Origin of the sequence: Parabacteroides timonensis (assembly GCF_900128505.1) — a bacterium.
Lineage (GTDB): Bacteria > Bacteroidota > Bacteroidia > Bacteroidales > Tannerellaceae > Parabacteroides > Parabacteroides timonensis.
In genome coordinates, this window is the sequence record NZ_LT669941.1 from 848,756 (window position 1) to 869,674 (window position 20,919).

The following is a 20,919-nucleotide window of genomic DNA, read 5'->3' on the forward strand; positions in this document are numbered from 1 at the left end:
TATTAATCTTTACATTCTTTGTGTAAATCTTTGCTCAAGCGCATGGCACAGAAGTTCGGACCGCACATCGTACAGTATTCACCATCGGTAACTGCACTTTCTTTATAATATTGCAAGGCACGTTCCGGATCGAGAGACAAGTTGAATTGGTCTTTCCAGCGAAAATCGAAACGGGCTTTACTTAATGCGTTATCGCGAACCTGGGCACCGGGATGTCCTTTTGCCAAGTCGGCAGCGTGAGCAGCAATCTTATATGCGACAACTCCGTTGCGTACATCTTCTTTATTAGGTAATCCCAGATGCTCTTTTGGTGTAACATAACAGATCATAGCTGTACCATACCAAGCTATCTGTGCTGCACCGATCGCAGAAGTGATATGGTCGTAGCCGGGAGCAATGTCTGTAGTAAGCGGGCCTAACGTGTAGAAAGGTGCCCCGTGGCAGGCATATTGCTGTTCTTTCATATTCTCGTGGATCTTATTCATAGGAACGTGTCCCGGACCTTCAATGATAACCTGTACGAATTTCTCCCAAGCAATTTTTGTCAGATCTCCCATAGCATGTAATTCAGCAAATTGGGCTGCATCGTTTGCATCATAAATAGAACCCGGACGAAGTCCGTCGCCAATGGATACTGCGACATCGTAACGGCTCAGGATATCACATATTTCAGCAAAATGGGTATACAGGAAGTTTTCCTGATTATGCAGTTGCATCCATTTGGCCATAATGGAACCTCCGCGCGAAACAATACCTGACAGGCGGGTGGCAGTCAGGTCCACATGTTTCTTCAACAGGCCGGCATGAATAGTAAAATAGTCGACACCTTGTTCTGCCTGTTCAATCAGAGTGTCACGATAGACTTCCCAGTTTAAAGCTTCCACATCACCGTTCACTTTTTCCAAAGCCTGGTAAATAGGTACGGTGCCCATCGGAACCGGACAGTTACGGATAATCCATTCGCGGGTTTCATGGATATTATCGCCGGTAGAAAGGTCCATCAATGTATCGCCTCCCCATTTGCAACTCCATACTGCTTTCTCTATCTCTTCGCTGATACCTGACGACAAAGCCGAGTTACCGATATTGGTATTGATCTTTACCAGGAACTTCTTTCCGATAATCATCGGTTCGGCTTCCGGGTGGTTGACATTGGCCGGGATGATAGCACGTCCGGCTGCAATTTCCTTGCGGACAAAGTCGGGTGTTATATATGATTTTAAACCTAGCGCTTCTATCTGTTGGTTCTCGCGGATAGCCACATATTCCATTTCGGGAGTTATGATGCGGCGTTTAGCGTAGTACATCTGGGTAATGTTCTTCCCTTCTTTAGCACGATAAGGCAAATGATGTTTGGGGAAACGGATCTCATCCAGGGTCTTGTCTTCCAGGCGACTACGGCCATACTCGGATGTAAGTTCGCTTAATTGTTCGATATCTTTACGTTTACTGCACCATTCTTCACGGATACGGGGAATACCGGCTGTTATGTCGATATTTATCTTCGGATCAGAAAAAGGACCGCTGGTATCGTATACAATTACCGGATTGTTCTTTTTGAAGATCTTTTCTCCGTTCTCTTCAACAGTTACAGTATCCAGCAATTTGATTTTACGCATTCCTACCTTGATCTTATTGATCTCGCCCGGTACATATATTTTCTCCGACGACGGATAAGTTATACGCATCGTATTCTTCTTGTTTGCCATTGATTTATATTTTAGTATTTATTTATTTCATTAATAAAGCGACGTGTTTCTTCTACAGGATCATCCGCATTGATTATTGCGCCGGAAACAGCTATACCAGTTATGCCGGTTTGCATCAATGCCCCGACATCTTCCAGGCAAATACCTCCGATTGCAAATATCGGTATATTATAGCCAGCATCCTTGCATTGCTGTATTATTCTTCGATATCCATCCAATCCCAGGACCGGACTTAATTTCTTTTTTGTCTCCGTATGACGAAACGGGCCTAATCCGATGTAAGAGGCTCCTTGTTCAACGGCACGTTTTATATCCTCAAAAGTATTAGCCGTGGCACCAATGTAAAAAGTTTCATCCGGCGTAAGGAACTCGTCGGTTTTCTTCCAGGCCTCAGACACCGGAATATCTTCTTTTCCCAGGTGGACAGCTGTTGCACCACACCGTAAAGCTATTTTTATGTTGTCATTGATGCAATATACACATGGGGTAGTATGCATATTGATTAACTGACCGATCTCCCTGGCTGTGAAAATATTCATATTCTCTTTCATCCGGAGTTGAACCCATGAACAACCTCCGTCCAGAACCATTTTAACTTCCTCGGCTTCTGTATACTTGGATGTCCGGTGAGTGATAAACATCAAACGTTCCCCATTGGTATGAGGAATGAAACGGCCTCTGTTTGCAGGTTCGTTTATTTTATATTCTATTGCCATAAAGCTAATTGTTTATATCGTTCTATAATTGATTCAATTTTGTTTCCGGAAGGTTCATTTCCCCATAAGGCTCCCAAAACAGCTACTCCGCCAAAGTTAAGTGGCTTTATCAAAGGGATAGTCGTTTGGTCCATCCCTCCGAGAGCTATCACTTTTTCATTGATAATACCATCAGAGGCCGCTTTTTGCAGTACTTCCATCGGGAATCCACTGCCATAACCCTCTTTGGATATGCTTTGAAAAATAGGACTGAGGAATACATAAGCCAGTTTCCGGTTCTCATGGATTTCCTCCAGCGAGTGACAAGAGCGGCTGATGCTTCCTTTAAATCCTTTCGGTATCGAATAATTCCGGCTGTTCAGATGGATACCAGCCAGTTTATATTCCGGAACCAGTTCGAAATGATCGTGTAATACAATACGTGGATAGTATTCCGGTGGTATAGTCTCCAGCAGCCGTCGTAATTCATCAATATTACTTTGGGGTTTACGTAGATGCAATCTTTCCATACCTTCCTGAAACAGAAAGGATAATATCCGGCTTTCACCTTCAAAGAAGTGAGGTGTTGTAATAACGATCAGTTTCATAACCCATTCGTTTTTATTTTTGCCAAAGGTATCGGAGCAAAGAAATGATTCAAAGGCCCGTGTCCATGACCGGTTGTTACATCTTTTCCGGCAAAAATAGCTTTTGTAATATACTCTTTGGCCAATTTCACTGCTTCCTGTAGATTTTTTCCTAATGCTAAATAAGCAGCAATGGCGGAAGACAATGTACAACCGGTTCCGTGCCCGTTTGTTGTTGCTATTGTTTCTGCCGAAAGTCGGAGAGGGGTTGAATTGGTAACATATAATATATCAGTCATGTTATCTCCTTTCAAATGACCGCCTTTCATCAGGACGGCACGACATCCCAACGCAAGTAGTTTATTTGCAGCCTGCTCCATTTCTTTTTCAGAGGAGATCTTCATACCCGAAAGAAATTCTGCTTCATCGATATTGGGTGTCACCAATGTCGTTCGTTTGAATAGTTCGCGTACAATAATATGAATAGCATCATCGTGCAATAACTTATTACCGCTGGTAGAGATCATCACCGGATCTAAAATTATATAGGAAGGAGAAAATTTATCTATCGTATCTACAACAATCTCCGCAGCGGCTTTATTATGCAGCATGCCAATCTTGACAGCGTCAATTGTAATATCTTCAAAGACTGCATCCAACTGTCCTTTCAGTATCTCGGGAGAAATAGCTTGAATGCCTCTGACTCCCTGTGTATTCTGGGCTGTAACGGATGTTATCACAGAAGCGCCATAAACTCCTAATGCAGAAAATGTTTTAATATCTGCTTGTATACCGGCTCCGCCGCCGCTGTCTGAACCGGCGATTGTAAGTGCTGTCGGATAGCGATACGTTGTATCTGTTTTCATTTTTACACGCAAAAGGAGGGAAAAGCCTTTGTCTGTCTTTCCTACGGCGGCATTACCCGCATCAGGTTCACAGGGTATAATCTCAGCCCGTTTACAGTATGGCACCCCCTTTTCGTGGGCAAAGGTAACAAGATTGACAGGAGAAAACAAAAGTGAATTGTTAAATTTAAGAGAGATTTTATAGCAGTAACGAAATAATCTCTTATATTTGTCACTGCAATTCGGGTCTAAAATAAACAAATCATGCAGAAGCAAACAGGTTTGTATGTTATTACTGGTGGACCAGGCACGGGTAAAACATCACTAATAGAAGAACTTAAAAGGTCGGGATTTAAAGCTGTAGAAGAAGTTGCACGCGAAATAATAAAAGAGCAGATGCAGCAAGGCGGAGAAGCCCTTCCGTGGAAAAATACAGGATTGTACACAAAGAGTATGCTGGAACGTTCCATTGAATCGTATCTGGCTAATGCCGGGAACGATGGCATATTATTCTTTGACAGAGGAATCCCCGACACATTGGCTTATGCCCGGCTGATCGGGTTGGTGGATACTGAGAAAATAGAACAAGCAGTAGATCAGTACAGATATAACAATCTGGTATTTATACTGCCTCCCTGGGAAGAAATATACTGTACGGATAAAGAACGAAAACAATTGTTTAATGAGGCAATAGATACTTACTATGTAATGAAAGAGGTTTACGAAAAAGCAGGCTATACATTAATAGAAATACCTAAACTACCGGTAATGGAGAGAAGGAATTTTGTTATTAATTGTATAAGAGTATCCTAATTATTCTATATAGAGAGTCTTTTTAATGGGATTTGTTGTCAATTGGAATATATTCGGTTCAATTTGGAACATTAAGAAAGAAGAATCTGTTATAATTTTGCGGAGTCTTAACGAGAGAGTTAAATAAAAGGTGATGGGGAAGAAGATTGTTTTTATTCTGACATTTGTAATGATAGCATTAGCTTCAAAGGGTCAGAACACTATAATAAATGGAGTTGTAACGGACTCAATAACTGGAGAATCGTTACCGTATGTTTCAGTTATACTTAAAGGTACAACGATAGGGGCGACAACTGATGATGATGGTAAGTTTACATTAACGACATCGTCTAATGCCCGTACTTTATCGATATCCTATCTGGGATATGAAGAAAAAGAGTTTAAAGTAGCTGTTGGGAAGAAGAATTACTTCAAGGTGGCTCTGGCTCCTTCCAGTATCGCTCTTAACGAAGTTATCGTCAAACCGAAAAAGGAGAAATACAGCAAGAAAGAAAATCCTGCTGTTACTTTCGTGAAAAATGTTATCGATTCACGGGAAAGTAATAATCCGCGTAATCATGATTACTTCAGCTACAGCCAGTATGAAAAGATGGTGTTTGCCATGAACGATTACCACCCGAAGCCCAAAAAGGAAAACGGGAAAGGTGGTAAGTTTGACTTTTTGGTTGATTACATCGACACATTGGATGTCGGTAAAACAATCCTTCCTGTATCGGAAAAGGAGAAAGTGGAAGGTGTCTTTTATCGTAAAGATCCTAAATCAGAAAAGCGGGTTGTACTGGGAGCAAAGGCTGCCGGGGTGGACGAGATTTTCTCCCGTGATGGTATGCAGCAATTCCTCGGCGAAGTATTTCGTGAAGTGGATATCTTCAAAAACGACATACCTCTTTTCCTTCAACGTTTCGTGAGTCCGCTTTCTACAATGGGGCCGAACTTCTACAAATATTATTTGCTGGATACTGTTCAGGTAAACGGAAAGCAATGTGTCGACCTCGGCTTTGTACCGTTTGTTTCGGAAGGTTTCGGTTTTACCGGCCACCTCTTCGTTACACTCGACTCCACTTTCTTTGTTCAGAAGGCAATCCTGAATGTTCCAAAGAATATTAACCTGAACTTTGTCAGTGGAATGACCATCGAACAGACATTCCAACGGACAGAAGACGGCACACGTATTATTACCAAAGACGACATAAATGTAGACTTCAAACTGACGGAGAAATCAAAAGGTATGTATGCCCGCAGATTGAACATATATAGCGATCATTCATTCCTGCCTCCCGAAAATCAGGATATATTCAAAGAAAGTGCACCGATAATCACTTTGCAGGATGCTTACAAGCAACCGGATGACTTCTGGGATCTGAATCGCCCGGAAGAAGCAGGAGCACGTAAACAAAACACCGTTGAAAAGTTGATGGCGAAGTTACGTTCGGTTCCCATCTTTTATGTAACTGAAAAGATCATAACCATTCTGACATCAGGATACATTGGAACTAGCACTGATCCTGTAAAGAATAAGTTTGAATTTGGACCTGCCAATACCTTTATCAGTGGTAACGCCATTGAAGGAGCTCGTTTCCGTGTAGGAGGAACTACCACTACCGCATTCAGCAAACGTCTTTTCCTTGAAGGATATGCTGCATACGGAACTACGGACAGAAAACTGAAATATGACGGATTAATTGAATATTCCTTTAATGATAAAAAGGAATACCGTAAGGAGTTCCCGGTTAACTCAATCCGGTTACAGTATACTTATGATATCAATCAGTTGGGACAACAATATATGTATACTAACAAGGATAATATTTTCCTTGCCTGGAAACGACAGAGAGATACCCGTGCTACTTATCTGAGAAATGCGGAACTGGCTTATTACCGGGAACATTATAATGGTATCGCTTATGGTGTGACCTTTCGTAACAAAAAAGAAATCGCAACAGATTATGCTGTTTTTGACAGAATCGAGGCCGATGGTCATATCTCTCCAATCAAGTCCTATTCGATGACAGAGATGGAGTTTAAATTCCGCTTTGCCCCGAACGAGAAGTTCTATCAGACACGTAACTATCGATATCCGATCACTTTCGATGCCCCGATACTTACATTAAATCATATTACTGCCAGAAAAGGTGTGTTGGGAGCTGATTATACATACAATCGTACAGACATCGGCATTCAGAAACGTTTCTGGTTTTCCGCTTTCGGATATGTAGACATTATCGGTAAAGCAGGTAAGGTGTGGGATAAAGTACCTTATCCATTGCTGATTTTACCGAATGCCAACTTGTCTTATACCATTCAGCCGGAATCATATACCAATATGAATGCGATGGAGTTTATCAGTGATGAATACGCTTCATGGGATGTAACCTATTTTATGAACGGGCTTATCTTAAACCGCCTCCCATTAATCAAAAAGTTGAAATGGAGAGAAGTGCTATCATTCCGTGGAATGTGGGGGAACCTGACAGATAAAAACAATCCTTATTACGGTGGCAAAGATCTGTATCTGTTCCCAGAAGGTTCATATACTTTAGGTAATACTCCATATATGGAAGCCGGAGTTGGTATTGAAAATATCTTTAAGTTCCTTCGTCTTGATTATGTATGGCGTTTGACTTATCGCGATAATCCGGGTATACAGACAAAAGGTATTCGCTTCTCAATGAAACTATCATTCTAATATAAAGACTCTGCCATGCCCGTGGCAGAGTTTTGCCATGCCCGTGGCAAAGACTCTTTCTCTTATCAAAATGCTTCCGTCATATTCATATAAACCTGAACTCCATCCAGACCAGGTTCTTTTCCGATATCCAGTCTGAAGTTTTTACCTGGCTGCATCTGAACACGTAATCCGGCACCGAAATTCAGTTTCCACTTATTCCAGTCAAAAGGGGTATTTCCAATTGTTCCGGTCCCCATCCAGGCTACAAAACCACATTTCGCCCAAAAGTTACCGCTACTGTATTTTGCCGGAGAACCGAACATATGCCGATATTCGAGGATACCATAGGCCATCGATTTATCTCTGTATTTACCCCAATAGTATCCACGCAGGTCGAATGGTGAACCGAAGGAAGGTAATTCGGAGTAGGGGACATCCCCCATACCTATCTGACTCTTAGCAATCCACGCCAAGGTACTTCGGGGACGAAAGACATTTACAAAGTGACGGTATTCGAGTTCCAGTATCTCGTAATTATATGCTCCTCCAAGATACTTCCCGAATGCTTTAATATTTCCACTGAGCAATACACCCTTTGTCGGGGTTGCCACATCGTTCCTCGTATCGTACTGAATTAAACCTCCGATACCTACATTCAGATATTTCAATTTGAACTCATTGAAATAAGGATCTTTTTCCATTACCGGATTTATATCGGATGCTTTCGTATAGTTGATATCAAACAAACCTCCCAAGTAAAAGTGCGGTCGTACTTCCCAGACAAAACGGGGATAGAGTTGGAAATAACTTCTGTGATAACGGGTAGTCGAGTCACTTCTATCCACATGATCGATCGTTTCGTATCCTTTCCCATAATAATGGGCAGGCTCATTCCTGTATCCATAGCTGGCATAAATACGGAATTTATTCTGATTGAAAAAGAAAGTACCGGCACCGGCAACAACGATTGTTCCATTTAAAGAAAGGTTTATACCGGCAGGTAAGAAAGATCGTTGGGAAATCGTATCGTTTTTATTGAGTCTGAAGCTAGCTAATACAGCACCGCCAACGCCTAAAGAAGCTTCAGGGGTATAAGAAGGACCGCCCAGGACGGACCACCATATTTTTTTCTGTGCACGAATGGAATCTTTGCGCAACTGTTTATAATAGCGCTTCAACTGTTTATCGTTTAGTTGCTCTCCATCAATAATAACAACCTCTTTAGAGACAGTATCGGATGGCGTTATATTCTGTGCCTTTCCGGCCAAAGCAGAAACAGACAGGATCACTCCTGCGAAAACTATTACATGTTTAAACATCGACTGTTTTGTGTTTTAGGTTGCAAAAGTATGAAAAAGAAAACACATAAACAGCTTTTTTTGTTTACAGCCTTTGGAATACTTAAGGTTTCTGCACAGGAATTTTCAACCAGAACAAGGAACCTTCTCCTACACAGGATTCTACGCCTATACTTCCTCCGAATTTCTCTGCAATCATTGCGCAAATAGGAAGTCCGAGGCCTGTACCTTGTGCGAAGGTATTCAACTTTACGAAACGATCGAAGATCTGGTCTTTCTTATCTTCCGGTATGCCTATTCCGGTATCTTTTACATAAAAGCGAATCTCAGCGGCGGATTCATCCATCGTGTATCCGAATAGAATAGAGCCTTTCTCTGTGAATTTTAAAGCATTGGTAAGGAAATTGATTATTACCTGCGTCAGACGGCTTCGGTCTGTATTGATCACACATTGGGGTAACTTTTGGTCGAAAGATATAAGGATTGCATCCGATGTGTTTTTCAGCTTTATCTGATGGCAGATATCTTCCATCAATTCATTTATATCCACTTGATCGTATGTGAAGTCCAGTGAGCCTGATTCTATTTTTGCCATATCGATAATATCATTAATCAGTTGAAGCAAAAGATCATTATTCATCGATATGATATGGATGAATTCTTCTTTTTCCGAAGGATCATCTGTTTCTGTCAATAAGCTAGAAAAACCAACTATTGCATTTAACGGAGTACGGATCTCATGACTCATATTGGCCAGAAAAGCGGATTTCAGGCGATTGGCTTCGTCTGCTTTTTTAACCTCATACATCAGGTGTTCAATCCTCTTTTTATCAGAAATATCTTCGATTTTCATCAATCCTCCCAAGACATTGGTTTCGGTATCGTCAAATATCGGAATAGCACTGATTTCAACCGTAGTGTCTCCCTCTGAAAATTCATGGCGTACCGGTTCTTTCTTAGTCATGGCCTCACTCAAGGCGCAACGGGGGCATGGCTCTTTTCTCCCCATAACAGTTTCATAACAGACTTTTCCGGGAGTGTATCTGCGACCTTTGGCCAGTTCTTTCAGGTTAGCAGTAGATTCCCATTGTACTTTATAATCTTTATCTGTATAGATCAGGCCGAAGTTGATACTGTTAAGTACCATATTCTGGGTTTTAGCCGCATTTTCCAATTCTTCTTTTGCCTGAAGGAGTTTTTTTTCATATTCCTTCATTTGTGTAATCTCCCAGCGAACAATCAGAAGCCAACGGTTCCCTTCGTGAGAGATGATCGATTTATTAACTATTGTATTATGTAATACACCATCAGTAGTTACATAGTCCTCTTCAGCCCGGTAATTCTGTCCTTTACTTACCAGTTCTTCATCTATCCGGCGATATTTCATACCTCGTTCGGGACCATAAAGTTCCATGTCCGATTGTCCCAACACCTCTTCCCGCCTGATACCCGATTGTACTTCAGCCTCTTTATTCCAGTAGGCATATTTATAATCGTCGTCTATATTCTTTACAAAAACAGGGAAAGGAAGATTATCTAAAATATCCAGACTAAAAGAATGTGTGTCGGTTTTATAAGTCTTATTTTCACGAATGAGTTTTTGATTTTTAGATATTAGTAAGACTATTATAATTGATAAAACCAGAAACACCGGGATACAGATGGCCATATCCGAGGTTAGCATCAAGATTATAAAGTTTATCACGATGAGTATTCCCATATCTGTATTATTACTTTACCCTTTACAAATCTTCGCAAATGTATCATTTATATTTCAATTAATTTCCGAATACTGTTGAATTTCATAATAATTTTCTATTCTACCTCTATTTCTTAACAGAATAAGCGGCCGAGTCTCCTTGTTATCTGAGAAAATAACTTTACTTTTGAAGATGTAAACAGAGAAGGAGTAAGTATGAAGAAAGTAGCTGTTCTGATAACCATTTTGTTGATATTCTTACAACCGGTTAATGCGCAGAAAGTTGGATTGGTTTTAAGTGGAGGAGGAGCAAAAGGTGCTGCACATATAGGAGTCATTAAGGCACTTGAAGAGAATGGTATACCTATCGATTATATAGCCGGTACATCCATTGGTTCCATTATTGGCAGTTTGTATGCTATGGGGTATTCTCCTGAAGAGATGCTGGAACTGATGTTGTCGGAAGAATTCGGTTATTGGCAAACCGGAACAGTAGAGAATGAATATAAATATTATTTTAAAAGACCGGATCCAACACCTGAGTTCGGCCATTTCTCTATTGACATGACAGATTCGTTACAGATAAAAGCAAATTTTCTGCCACAAAGCCTTATCAACCCGATCCAGATGAACCAGGCATTTATGGCACTCTTCTCGCAGGCAACAGCTAAAGCCGGATGGAATTTCGACAACCTGTTTGTTCCATTTCGCTGTGTAGCCTCCGATATTTACAGTAAGAAAGCGATCATATTCAAGAATGGAGACTTGGGAGATGCAGTGCGTGCCTCTATGACTTTCCCTTTCTTTTTTCAACCTATCTGGAAAGATAGCATTCCTCTTTTTGATGGCGGTATTTACGATAATTTTCCGGTAGGCCCAATGAAAGAGGCTTTTCATCCGGATTTTATTTTCGGATCGACAGTTGCCGGTGGTAATAATAAGCCTTCCAGCAACGCATATAGTCAAATTGAAACAATGATCATGCAAAAAACGGAGTATGACGTTCCGGAAGAAGATGGTATGATGGTAAAGTTTAGTTTCCCTACTGTTTCATTACTTGACTTTCAGAAAGCAAAAGAGTTGATGGATATAGGCTATAAACGAACGATGAGTATGATGGATTCCATTAAACAAAGGGTTCCTCGCAGGGTTCCACTCACGGAAGTTAATATGCGAAGAGTTGCCTATAAAGAAAGTTTGCCTCCACTGATTTTTCAGAATATATATGTGACAGGCGTTTCGGAATCGCAACGTAAATATATCGAAGCACAGTTACACCGTGATATAAACCATGAGTTCTCAATGGAGGAGTTCAAACGGGCTTACTTCAAAATGCTTACTTCTTCAAAGATCAAAGAAATCATGCCCCATGCCGTTTACAACCGAAGAGAAAAGAAGTTTGATCTTTATCTGGATGTTAAAATGAAAGAAGAAATCACCGTTGGTTTCGGAGGAAATGTCTCGTCGCATCAGGCAAACCAGTTATTCCTGGGTTTAGGTTATCAATATTTAGGTCGTTATGCAGCCGATGTGAATGCAAACTTTCAGGTCGGTAATTCTTTTAGCGGCATCATGCTCAGCGGACGCATTTATTTACAAACCAAGATACCTACTTATCTGAACTGGCAGGGAGTGTACTCTGACAAAAGATATTCAGAAAGCCAATCGCTGTTTTATGAAGATGTGTTACCGGCTTTTATCAAACAAAAAGAATTATATATGAAGCTTAAGCTCGGATTCCCGTTCCTTAACAGGGCTAAATCGGAAATAGGCTTTGCTTATGGACGCCTGAATGATTATTATTTTCAGAGTACGAGTATGATGTTTCCAAACTCGACATTCGATCATAGCCGGTATGACCTTTTTAGTGGTTCACTCAGTATTGAAAGAAATTCGTTGGATGCCAAGCAATATCCGATAGCGGGACGGAAGCAGTTTCTGATTGCCCAATACGTTACGGGTACAGAAAATTATACACCTTCTACATTGACCTCGGAGAACCAACCTGTCAATAGAAAAGTACACAGTTGGTTACAGCTGAAAGGGGAGTGGCAACATTATGAAACATTGAGCAACCGTTTTAACTTGGGATTCCAAGGAGAGTTGGTTATGTCCAGTAAGAATCTGATGAATAACTATACGGCGTCTGTTCTTCAGGCTCCCGCTTTTACTCCCACACCGCATAGTCAGATTGTCTTTAATGAGGCTTTTCGGGCGAATCAATATTTTGCAGCAGGGATTTCACCGATCTATAAGTTCAGTAAATTGCTTCATTTCCGTCTCGACCTGTATGGCTTTGCTCCATTATATGAGATAAAGAAGGAAGAAATCAGAACTACGAACAACTCTTATATGGCAGTTCCTTATTATGGAAAATTTCTTCACTCATTTAAGTATATGGGAGAGGCGGCTCTGGTTCTGCAATTACCTTTTGCCTCTATTAGTCTGTATGCCAATGGATATAGCTATCCAGCGAAGAATTTCAACTTTGGACTGAATATCGGTTACTTGATCTTCAATCCTAAAATGTTAGATTAATTTGAAAAAAAGATGTAGCAAAGTCTTGCAAGTTTAAAAGAAAACACTACCTTTGCACTCGCAATCACGAAACAATGGCCGCGTAGCTCAACTGAATAGAGTAGCTGACTACGGATCAGCCGGTTACAGGTTTGAATCCTGTCGCGGTCACCATTCGAGATTACAGTTTAAACAGAAATAAAGATTGGCCGCGTAGCTCAACTGAATAGAGTAGCTGACTACGGATCAGCCGGTTACAGGTTTGAATCCTGTCGCGGTCACCATCCAAATTACAGTTTAAACAGAAATATAAAGATTGGCCGCGTAGCTCAACTGAATAGAGTAGCTGACTACGGATCAGCCGGTTACAGGTTTGAATCCTGTCGCGGTCACGGAATAATAAAGAAAGCGTTGAAGTAGCAGTATTTCAACGCTTTTTATTTGTTAGGGTTTATGTTTGTTACTGGCCTATAATTTCAGTTTTTCTTTCTGTAGCGCATTGTTCAATATAGATTTGTTGAGAGACTTATCCTTCTGATTTACCAGCGACAACGCACATCGCCTAATTACGTTGGTAATGGCGCCTCCTGAGAGTTCTGTTCCGGCTGCCATGATTATCAGTTCTTCATCTACGCCACCCGGCCAGTTTTTCAACATCTTTCGCCATATTTCCGCACGTAGCTCTTCTGTTGGCATCGGGAAATAGATCACTGACTGGAAACGACGGGAGAATGCTTCGTCGATATTTGAACGCTGGTTCGTTGCCAGAATGATCATGCCGGGGAAATCTTCTATCCGTTGTAAAAGATAAGCGACTTCCTGATTGGCATGCCGGTCGTTGGAAGTGTTGGTAGAGGTACGTTTACCGAACAGGGCGTCCGCTTCATCAAAGAAAAGAATCCAGTTCCTGTTTTCGGCAAGATCGAATACTCTGGCGAGGTTCTTTTCTGTTTCCCCGATATATTTAGATACGATCATGGAAAGGTCTATCCGGTAAACATCCATATTATTTTTTTGACCGAGCAGGGTTGCTGCCAATGTCTTTCCCGTGCCCGGCGGCCCATAAAACAATGAACGGTATCCGGCTTTCAGGATACGGGATAATCCCCAGTCTTCCATGATGGTCTTGCCGGAAGAGATCCAGGTATTGATCTCTTCCAGCTCGGTTGCCACCTGGTAATCCAGTACCATATCGTCCCAGTTCAGTTCCGTAGTAATGCGCTTGGCAGGAAAACCGATATTATAGTCCGGTTTATATTCTTTATCCAGTAAGACACGGCTCAGAAACTCTTCCGATACCCGCAATTGTCCGCTCAGGAACGGTTCCCCTTCACCGGCACCTTCCAGACGGAGAATGTTTTTCATATAGAACCAGTGATCCTTCTGAAAATATTCGATGACAGCCTTCCGCCTGTCTGTATCTTCCCCTGCAATAACGAATACAGCCGTTTCCCCGGTAGGAAGAAAGCCACCATGCGACAAGCCTTTCCAACCGCCAAACTCCGTGTATTGACGGTCGAAGTTCTTGTTCTGCACAAAAAAGATATCCAGTATCTGCGGACAGATGTGTGGCATCAATGCCAGCATCACGACAATCCGCTCCTGAAAGGTAATCTTTTGTACATCTGCCACTTTTTCCATCCAACCGTTGGAGGGTAGGCGAATCTGTTCCAGCGAAGTGTATTCACACTCCTGCTGGAAATAGTGCTGTATGGCAACCGTCAATACCTGATTGAACCAAACAATATATTCGTTCATCCTTTCCTTATCTTACAAGCTGTTAGCCTTTGAACCCATTATATCCGCTTCATGTTCGAGGCCAGCATTGTCGTTGACGGGCATTCCTCCGACTTCCGTTGTTGGCTCTACACGCCCCGCCATTTGTTGGGCTACATGCCAGGCCTCATGGGGCAAATGCTGTTCCTGCCCCGGAGCCACGTGGATATCCGTTCCTTGCGTATAGGCAAGGGCCTGTACTGTAGCCGGCTGGGATGAATTATAATGTACTTTTACATCATCCAGGGAATAGCCTGAGAGGTTCTCCACACCGGCTTTTAGGTTATCGGGCAGTCCGGTATCGTTCGGTTTCCGCTGCATGGTCGTATCTGGTTTCATCTGCAAGGATTCGTCCTCGTCCTCCTCTAGTTGGATTGCTTTGTCGAATTTGCCTTGAAGTGTGTCATCCTCGTCTTCGCCAATCCGCTGCAATGGTAGATTCATTGAGCGGTTGTCGACAAATTGCAAAGATCCGCTACTATCCAGTTTTTGCTGAATGGTGCGAGCTGTCTTTTCCTGATATGCTTTTTCTGTTTTCATACCTGATGTTGTTTATTGTTGTACAAAATCTGTTTTAAAACGTTTGCTTATCGTGCCAGATAACTTGTATATATTTTTCCAACCAGGGATAACGGATCTGTTTGAATGACCATGGAACGGATTCCAGCAAGATATCATATCCCCGCTCTTCTATGGTCAGTAACCATTTTTCTTTCTGCTGTTCCAACCGCCCGTTGCGATGAATGAAGGTTTCCTGAAAACCTCTCATAGAAGTACCGTCCATTTTCCTCCAGTTTGCTTTTACTGCCTTGATCAAACTGTCGGCTGTATTCTTTTCTTCATAGGTCAATTCTAACTGTTTCGGTAGTGGGATGTGCATCGGCAAGTTGACAAGCAGGCGGTTAAACACCAGTTCCATTTCCTGATATGTCTTTTCTTCCAGACAGGTCAGGTATTGCAGCAGGAATACAGCACGGATTTGCGATGCTGTGTCCTTAAATGTTCTCTTATCTTTGTCCAAATAATCAAGCATAATAAATAAGCGTGGAAACCACGGGTTAAACAGACAAAGCCCTGCGTTAGTGATAAAGAAGTTATTGGAAACTTCTTTTTGTTCTTCATCATTTAAATAAGATCTTTCTTCCATAACATTTAATATTTGTTTAACAATATGTTTTGTTTCTTTTCTTTCAACTTCAGTTTTCTCTTGCGGGGTAGGAAGCGGTTGTACGAACGAGCGTATTCCTTCCGTCATATTCGATATTTCAGTAAGCTGTGTTATCGGTGCTCTATTCGATTTTCCTGTATAAACAAGATACAAATACGACAGAAATTTGTGTTCCGTTTCTTCCTTTGTAAAACTTCTTTTACCTAATGTGTCCGTGTCTTGCATATAGAGTAGAAGGGCTTGCGAAAAAGCTGTTGAAAGAACCATACTTCCTCCGGTCAGGAAAGGGTAATCGTCTATTTTGTCCTGTATCCATTGCATTGTCTGTAACAATACCGATGCCTGATAAAAATTCACCCGCGTAATGCTTTGCAAGAGTTGAGATACAGAGATATTGGCAGAAAGGAGAGGAATCATTTTGCTCTCTTTGGGTTGTTTTCGGAGCAAAAGAATCCAATCCAGAGGCTTTTCTACAGCCATCTTTTGCAACAACTCCCGTTTGCTGTCCTGAGAAATATTCGTATCTTCCAGCCAATTGATAAACCCCTTATCAGTATTCCAACAGCTTTCCAGCAATGTTTGAAGGGGATTAAAATCGCTTTCACGGTGTTCCTTGTCTTTACAACTTTTCTCCGCCAGGCATAGTTCTGTCGTTACTAATTCGATGGCATCTTCATTGTCGGTATCTGTAATAATCCGATAGATACATCGTAACAGTTGCCTGATATTATCCACTTCGGTTTTGCCTTGGCATCCGTTACCTATCCAGAGAAGCACAGCTTTTCGAATGGTAAAATCCAATTGAACACTGGTAACCACATTCAGCCAGTCGATCTTCGGTGCATGGCTTTGTAGATAACTTCTCATTTGCTCCACCATTTCCATTGCAGTGAATGAAATGGAAACAAGCAGTTGGTTTATGATAGCCATACTGGTTATCTCTGTCAATATAGAAATTAATGCATCCTCTTTGACTGCTACTGTTTGTAGCCAATGTGTCAGTTTCTCCGGATTCTTTTTTGCATACAGAGTAATCAATATCCGCTTGTCTGTATCGCTTCGCTGTGTATCTTTCAGGAAAGCAGCCAAGGTGGAGATATCTGCCGGATAGCGGTTTTCCACCTTTTCTGATAACGGTATTTCTTTTCCTTCCTTTGCAAGCGGTAACTGAAGGAGCGACAGGTTCAGAAATATCCGGTACAGTTCCCGGTTGAAATAGCTGTCATGCATGGGCGAGCCATCGGGATTATGCGGTTGTTGGTCGTAGATCGCATTTAATACTTCTATATAATCGGTAGAACCGAATACTTCCAGTAGGAAACCGACAGTCAATTCCGCTTTGGAGAAGTAGAACGAATAGGTTTGCTTGTGGATAAACGTGAGCAACCGGTGATGTAAGTGGCGGATAAAATCGCTCTTGCCACCGAAGATAGCGAGACCATTGAACGGATAATACCGGATAAGCCACTCGTACAGGTAATGCCAGTAGGGCGGAAGATCGACTTCGGCGTGTTCTCCGGCTTCAACCTCCATGATCCGTTGGACGGATATGGTATCGAGTAGTTCTGCCATACTTAGTAGTGCGGTATCATTTTCCGCTTCGTGGATGAAACGTATGGGAATATCCGGCTTTGCCACCAAAAGCCTTACCAGGAAACGGCGTTTCTCATGTAGGGTGGCGGCCGGTTCAGAAAGTGCAGCGACATAAAGCCGGAGAAATACCTCTTCGTTATCTGCCTGCCAGAACAGACGCTGCAGAGCATTCTCCTTATTCAGACACAACTTCGATATCTTATTGATGCAGGTTGATGATTGTGTCGCTATCCATTCCAGTTCTTCTGCCAGGTTGAAACTTTCGTCCGACCATTCCGCTTTCGGATAGCCATACTCCAGATAAAAAAGCAGGTTTTGCAACCGGGAAATACCGGTACTTTCTTCCCGGCTTCCGGCAGATATATTCAACAAAGGCAAGGCTCTCTGTAATTTATCCCGGAGCCTACGCGGAAACTCCTGATAGAAATCCTCTTCCAGGATATCGCCCAGATCGAGATCGAGTAGTTCTATCTCATGTAGTACCTTTTCCTTATCATAAACGGACAGGCATTCTTCAACCACTTTTTCCACACAGGCATGGCAAAAGTTGTCCCAGTTGGCATACAATCCGTATGTAAACTGTTCATCTACTGCAGTGAACCCAAACGATATGTTGTCAATACGTATCATCCAGTGTATTCTTATCTTTGTCCTTTACCTTTTTTAATATCCCGTTCATCGTATCCTGCAGCATCTCTACGTCATCCATATATTGTTTAGCCAGCGCCTGTCGCCACAGTCTGTAACAGTCTTCGAACTCTTGCATGAAGGCAATATTCAACCAGTAAATCGTACCACTCAGATGGGCGGGTAATATGGAACGCAACAAATCACGGCAGACTTCGCGGAAACGAGGTGACCAGAAGCGAGCCGTCCACGAGGGCAATACGAGCGACAGTTTGAACGGATGGGATTTGGAAAGCACCGGTTCGACGATGTAAAGTGTTTCACATGCATGGTTGAGTTCCTGCAGGTAATGGCGCAAGATGTTGGCAAATGCATTCAGTTCTGCCTTTTTATTGGTTCGCCCGAGGTTCATCCAGATATTTTCCTCCCGGTTGCGGAATACCAGCATATATTCATTCTCATCGGCTAGCACGAGCCGGTAATTATCCAGGAAAATGCCCCCCCGGAACAGGCCGCTACTGATAAAGTTCTGGTTGAATACAGGCAGTTCCGTGCGTAACCGGCTGTATTGTTCGAATTTTTCATTCTCGTCTTCTGTCTGCTTTTCAGGAACAATAGGTTCCATATGGCAGTTTTCGAGTATTCGTTCATCAATCAGCCTGGCGTTTATGAAGTTTCGTGGAATTTTTCCTTTTCCGTTTGTTTTCATCAATATAAGATTATGGCTGGCCAGAACGTTTCCTACCGAACGGTTCTCGTTCCAACTGATGCCAAGTAGACGGCAGAACCATTCTTTCGCCATTGCTACATTTTCTTTTCCATCCGAATCGGTTATATTCCTTGCCTGGGCGCGATTCTTTATCAGATAAGCGATATGCCGGAGGAAACCTGCACGGCGACGCAGTATTTCTTCTTCTGTTTCACCATAGTTATCAAATTCCTCCATCCATGCCGGTTGGCTTTCCACACAGTACAACTGGTCGAGGAAATCCATATAGCGGCTTTTTAGTGCATATATATTATGGGAGACCGGGGCATTTATATCTTTTGCATCAATGGAGAGCAGACGATCCAACTTTTTTACTTCCGATAATCCCTGCTCGATTGTCTGATCGTACAGTTTAAGATAGGCCTCGAAGGAAGTAGGAGGCTCCCGATCCGGGGAGAGGTTGTAGCATGCCGGGAAATCCCGTGCGATGGGATAGTGATGAAGTATGTCATGGTAAGTGCCTTTCAAGCCTGCCCATTGATAGTTCCGTTTTTCCTCCGGGATATATACCTTAGTATTATAAAGTTCACTTAATTGTTTTGTAAACTTCTCCATATCAACCTGTACCTGAGAACATCCGCAATAAATATCTACCTTCAAATCGTCTTTCTTGTGGGGTATTTTAAGACTATACCCTCCGGAGAAATTGGTCAGTGGCTCGTTGTTCTTCATCAGATAGCAGACGCTGAACGATTTGATGCCCTTCACCTGCCAGAGTTTATTATACAGTTCATATTCGGTATTCTGCTGCCGGGGGATTACAACACGCACGGTATCGTCTGAACCCTCCAGCCATTCTTCGAGCGGCATGCCGGAGATTTTCTGTTCTTCCGGGGTGGAGATACTTACTGCACCAGATAAATAACGCAGGATGATCTGATAGATTTCTACCAGCATGAGGGTGGCATCCTGTCCCGGCTCGATTTCGAATCTCGCATGAAACTCCAGTTCTTCGGGTTTCACGACAATGACCTGGTTAAGATATTCGCACAGGTTACGGTGTTCGTTGTAAACCTTCTGAACCTTCTCCTCCAAAGTCTCACTTTTTATCTCTTTATTAAAAGGAGGAAGAACGATCTTGACGGTGTAACCGCCGGTAGCCGGGTCACACTCTACCCATACATTCTCCAGTTCGGGGATATGAGAGAAGAACAACCTGCGGTAATCTTCTGTCGTGACGGGAGCCGTGGTATAGACTTCGCCGGGAGGGAAGAGGCCGAAACGCTTCGGGTTGAAGTTTTCACCTTCCCCTGTCAGGTAGTCTGCCAAATCGAAGCCCAGCTTGTAGCTTGTTTCCGTCAATGCATAGTTGGCTATGTCGGCCAACGTCACACCGGGATCATGGACGTTGAAGTCCGTCCATACTTTTCCCGACAGGCGCTGCACTTCTTCCAACGTCTTTTTTTGCAGGTACGAGTATAGGTTTTCACCCTCTTCTTGTTGCCTGATATATGGTTCTTTGCCATCCATCTTCGTTTCTTCTCGTTAGTTACAACGTATTATCCTTTGTACATTTCTACAATCCGGCAATGTACTTCTCCGGAGGGCAACCGTTTCTTGCTGCGCATTTGCAAGCAAGGCTTACCGCCGTGATCCAACCAGCGGAAACGAATACTGCCCGACCAGCCCCACCAGTGCTTTTCCGGTGACTCTATCCGCTGCTCCATGAAGTTCAGCCAAATGGCGGTGACACGTGTCAACCGGCAAAGCTCCGTGCCCGGTTCGCGGAAAGAAGCGTAGATGCGGTAGACACGGCAGCCGAAACCTTCGCGGGAAACGTCGAGCGGCAGGTCGTGCCACTTTTTGTCGGCAGGGACGGTCAGGTAATCTTCGCCGGGAGTTGTTCCCCCTCCGCCTTTTGTCTTGTATGTCGATGCAGTGACCGTATCTTCCACTGTCAGGTTGCCGTGCAGGAGAAACGTTTTGTTTTGCGACACTTCCATCACGATCTCAGCCTGCTCGTTCTTTATGACAAGTGTTTTCTCGGGAGTCACGGCAAATGACCAGCCGGAATCAATTCTTATCACTTGTTCGTCTTCCACCAGATTCAGCGTGGAATCGATCAGTTCGGCGAACTGTTCTTCTGTAGGGGTTTTACCTTTTTTGAAGTAACCCTTCAGTGTATCTCTGTTTTTTCGGTTGTTCAGGTTCATAA

14 protein-coding genes and 3 tRNA genes are annotated in these 20,919 nt (G+C 42.7%); 6 read left to right on the forward strand and 11 right to left on the reverse strand.

Features of this window, described 5'->3' with window-relative positions:
• Positions 1–2 precede the first annotated feature (2 nt).
• From thiC to thiD, 4 genes are read right to left on the reverse strand one after another with little or no spacing between them, the layout of a single operon-like run.
• Entirely contained in the window at positions 3–1,709 is a 1,707-nt protein-coding gene (gene thiC, locus BQ7394_RS11035; RefSeq protein WP_075557491.1) for a phosphomethylpyrimidine synthase ThiC, read from the reverse strand.
• An 11-nt stretch (positions 1,710–1,720) separates the two neighbouring features.
• Positions 1,721–2,425, reverse strand: a complete 705-nt coding sequence (locus BQ7394_RS11040) for a thiamine phosphate synthase (RefSeq protein ID WP_075557492.1) — start codon at positions 2,423–2,425, stop codon at positions 1,721–1,723.
• A complete protein-coding gene (locus tag BQ7394_RS11045) occupies positions 2,416–3,012 on the reverse strand; it encodes a thiamine phosphate synthase (RefSeq protein WP_075557493.1) in 597 nt (198 codons plus the stop codon). Before BQ7394_RS11045 ends, BQ7394_RS11040 begins: the two co-directional genes overlap by 10 nt.
• Positions 3,009–3,857, reverse strand: coding sequence for a bifunctional hydroxymethylpyrimidine kinase/phosphomethylpyrimidine kinase (thiD, locus tag BQ7394_RS11050; protein ID WP_075559982.1), 849 nt, complete (start codon positions 3,855–3,857; stop codon positions 3,009–3,011). Before thiD ends, BQ7394_RS11045 begins: the two co-directional genes overlap by 4 nt.
• A gap of 243 nt (positions 3,858–4,100) precedes the next feature.
• Here thiD and BQ7394_RS11055 point away from each other — a divergent pair, with 243 nt between their 5' ends.
• Positions 4,101–4,649, forward strand: a complete 549-nt coding sequence (locus tag BQ7394_RS11055) for an AAA family ATPase (RefSeq protein WP_075557494.1) — start codon at positions 4,101–4,103, stop codon at positions 4,647–4,649.
• Between the two features lie 133 nt (positions 4,650–4,782).
• A complete protein-coding gene (locus BQ7394_RS11060; protein WP_075557495.1) occupies positions 4,783–7,335 on the forward strand; it encodes a DUF5686 and carboxypeptidase-like regulatory domain-containing protein in 2,553 nt (850 codons plus the stop codon).
• A gap of 65 nt (positions 7,336–7,400) precedes the next feature.
• Here the strand turns inward: BQ7394_RS11060 and BQ7394_RS11065 are convergent, their stop codons facing one another.
• Together BQ7394_RS11065 and BQ7394_RS11070 are read right to left on the reverse strand one after the other, a co-directional pair.
• The gene (locus tag BQ7394_RS11065; protein ID WP_075557496.1) at positions 7,401–8,636 is read right to left on the reverse strand and encodes a BamA/TamA family outer membrane protein; all 1,236 of its coding nucleotides are present in this window, start codon (positions 8,634–8,636) and stop codon (positions 7,401–7,403) included.
• Positions 8,637–8,718: 82 nt separating this feature from the next.
• Positions 8,719–10,335, reverse strand: coding sequence for a PAS domain-containing sensor histidine kinase (locus BQ7394_RS11070; protein WP_082211853.1), 1,617 nt, complete (start codon positions 10,333–10,335; stop codon positions 8,719–8,721).
• A gap of 195 nt (positions 10,336–10,530) precedes the next feature.
• On the opposite strand from BQ7394_RS11070, the gene BQ7394_RS11075 reads away from it, so the two are divergent.
• From BQ7394_RS11075 to BQ7394_RS11090, 4 genes are all read left to right on the forward strand, one after another.
• Positions 10,531–12,852, forward strand: coding sequence for a patatin-like phospholipase family protein (locus tag BQ7394_RS11075; RefSeq protein WP_075557497.1), 2,322 nt, complete (start codon positions 10,531–10,533; stop codon positions 12,850–12,852).
• 76 nt (positions 12,853–12,928) lie between these two features.
• A tRNA-Arg gene (locus BQ7394_RS11080) sits at positions 12,929–13,005 on the forward strand.
• Positions 13,006–13,038: 33 nt separating this feature from the next.
• Positions 13,039–13,115, forward strand: a tRNA-Arg gene (locus tag BQ7394_RS11085).
• Between the two features lie 34 nt (positions 13,116–13,149).
• Positions 13,150–13,223, forward strand: a tRNA-Arg gene (locus tag BQ7394_RS11090).
• 76 nt (positions 13,224–13,299) lie between these two features.
• Here BQ7394_RS11090 and BQ7394_RS11095 read toward each other — a convergent pair.
• Genes BQ7394_RS11095 through BQ7394_RS11115 form a run of 5 tightly spaced genes read right to left on the reverse strand, consistent with a single transcriptional unit; the run spans position 13,300 to position 20,917 of the window.
• On the reverse strand, positions 13,300–14,589 hold the full coding sequence (locus BQ7394_RS11095) for an ATP-binding protein (protein WP_075557498.1): 1,290 nt from the start codon (positions 14,587–14,589) through the stop codon (positions 13,300–13,302).
• Positions 14,590–14,601: 12 nt separating this feature from the next.
• A complete protein-coding gene (locus BQ7394_RS11100; RefSeq protein ID WP_082211855.1) occupies positions 14,602–15,147 on the reverse strand; it encodes an eCIS core domain-containing protein in 546 nt (181 codons plus the stop codon).
• Positions 15,148–15,181: 34 nt separating this feature from the next.
• On the reverse strand, positions 15,182–17,998 hold the full coding sequence (locus tag BQ7394_RS25395; RefSeq protein WP_082211858.1) for a contractile injection system tape measure protein: 2,817 nt from the start codon (positions 17,996–17,998) through the stop codon (positions 15,182–15,184).
• Positions 17,985–20,234 (reverse strand): hypothetical protein, encoded by a 2,250-nt coding sequence (locus tag BQ7394_RS11110; protein WP_075557499.1) that lies wholly within the window; start codon positions 20,232–20,234, stop codon positions 17,985–17,987. The genes BQ7394_RS25395 and BQ7394_RS11110 overlap by 14 nt, the downstream gene beginning before the upstream one ends.
• A gap of 29 nt (positions 20,235–20,263) precedes the next feature.
• Positions 20,264–20,917, reverse strand: coding sequence for a hypothetical protein (locus BQ7394_RS11115; protein ID WP_075557500.1), 654 nt, complete (start codon positions 20,915–20,917; stop codon positions 20,264–20,266).
• Positions 20,918–20,919 lie beyond the last annotated feature (2 nt).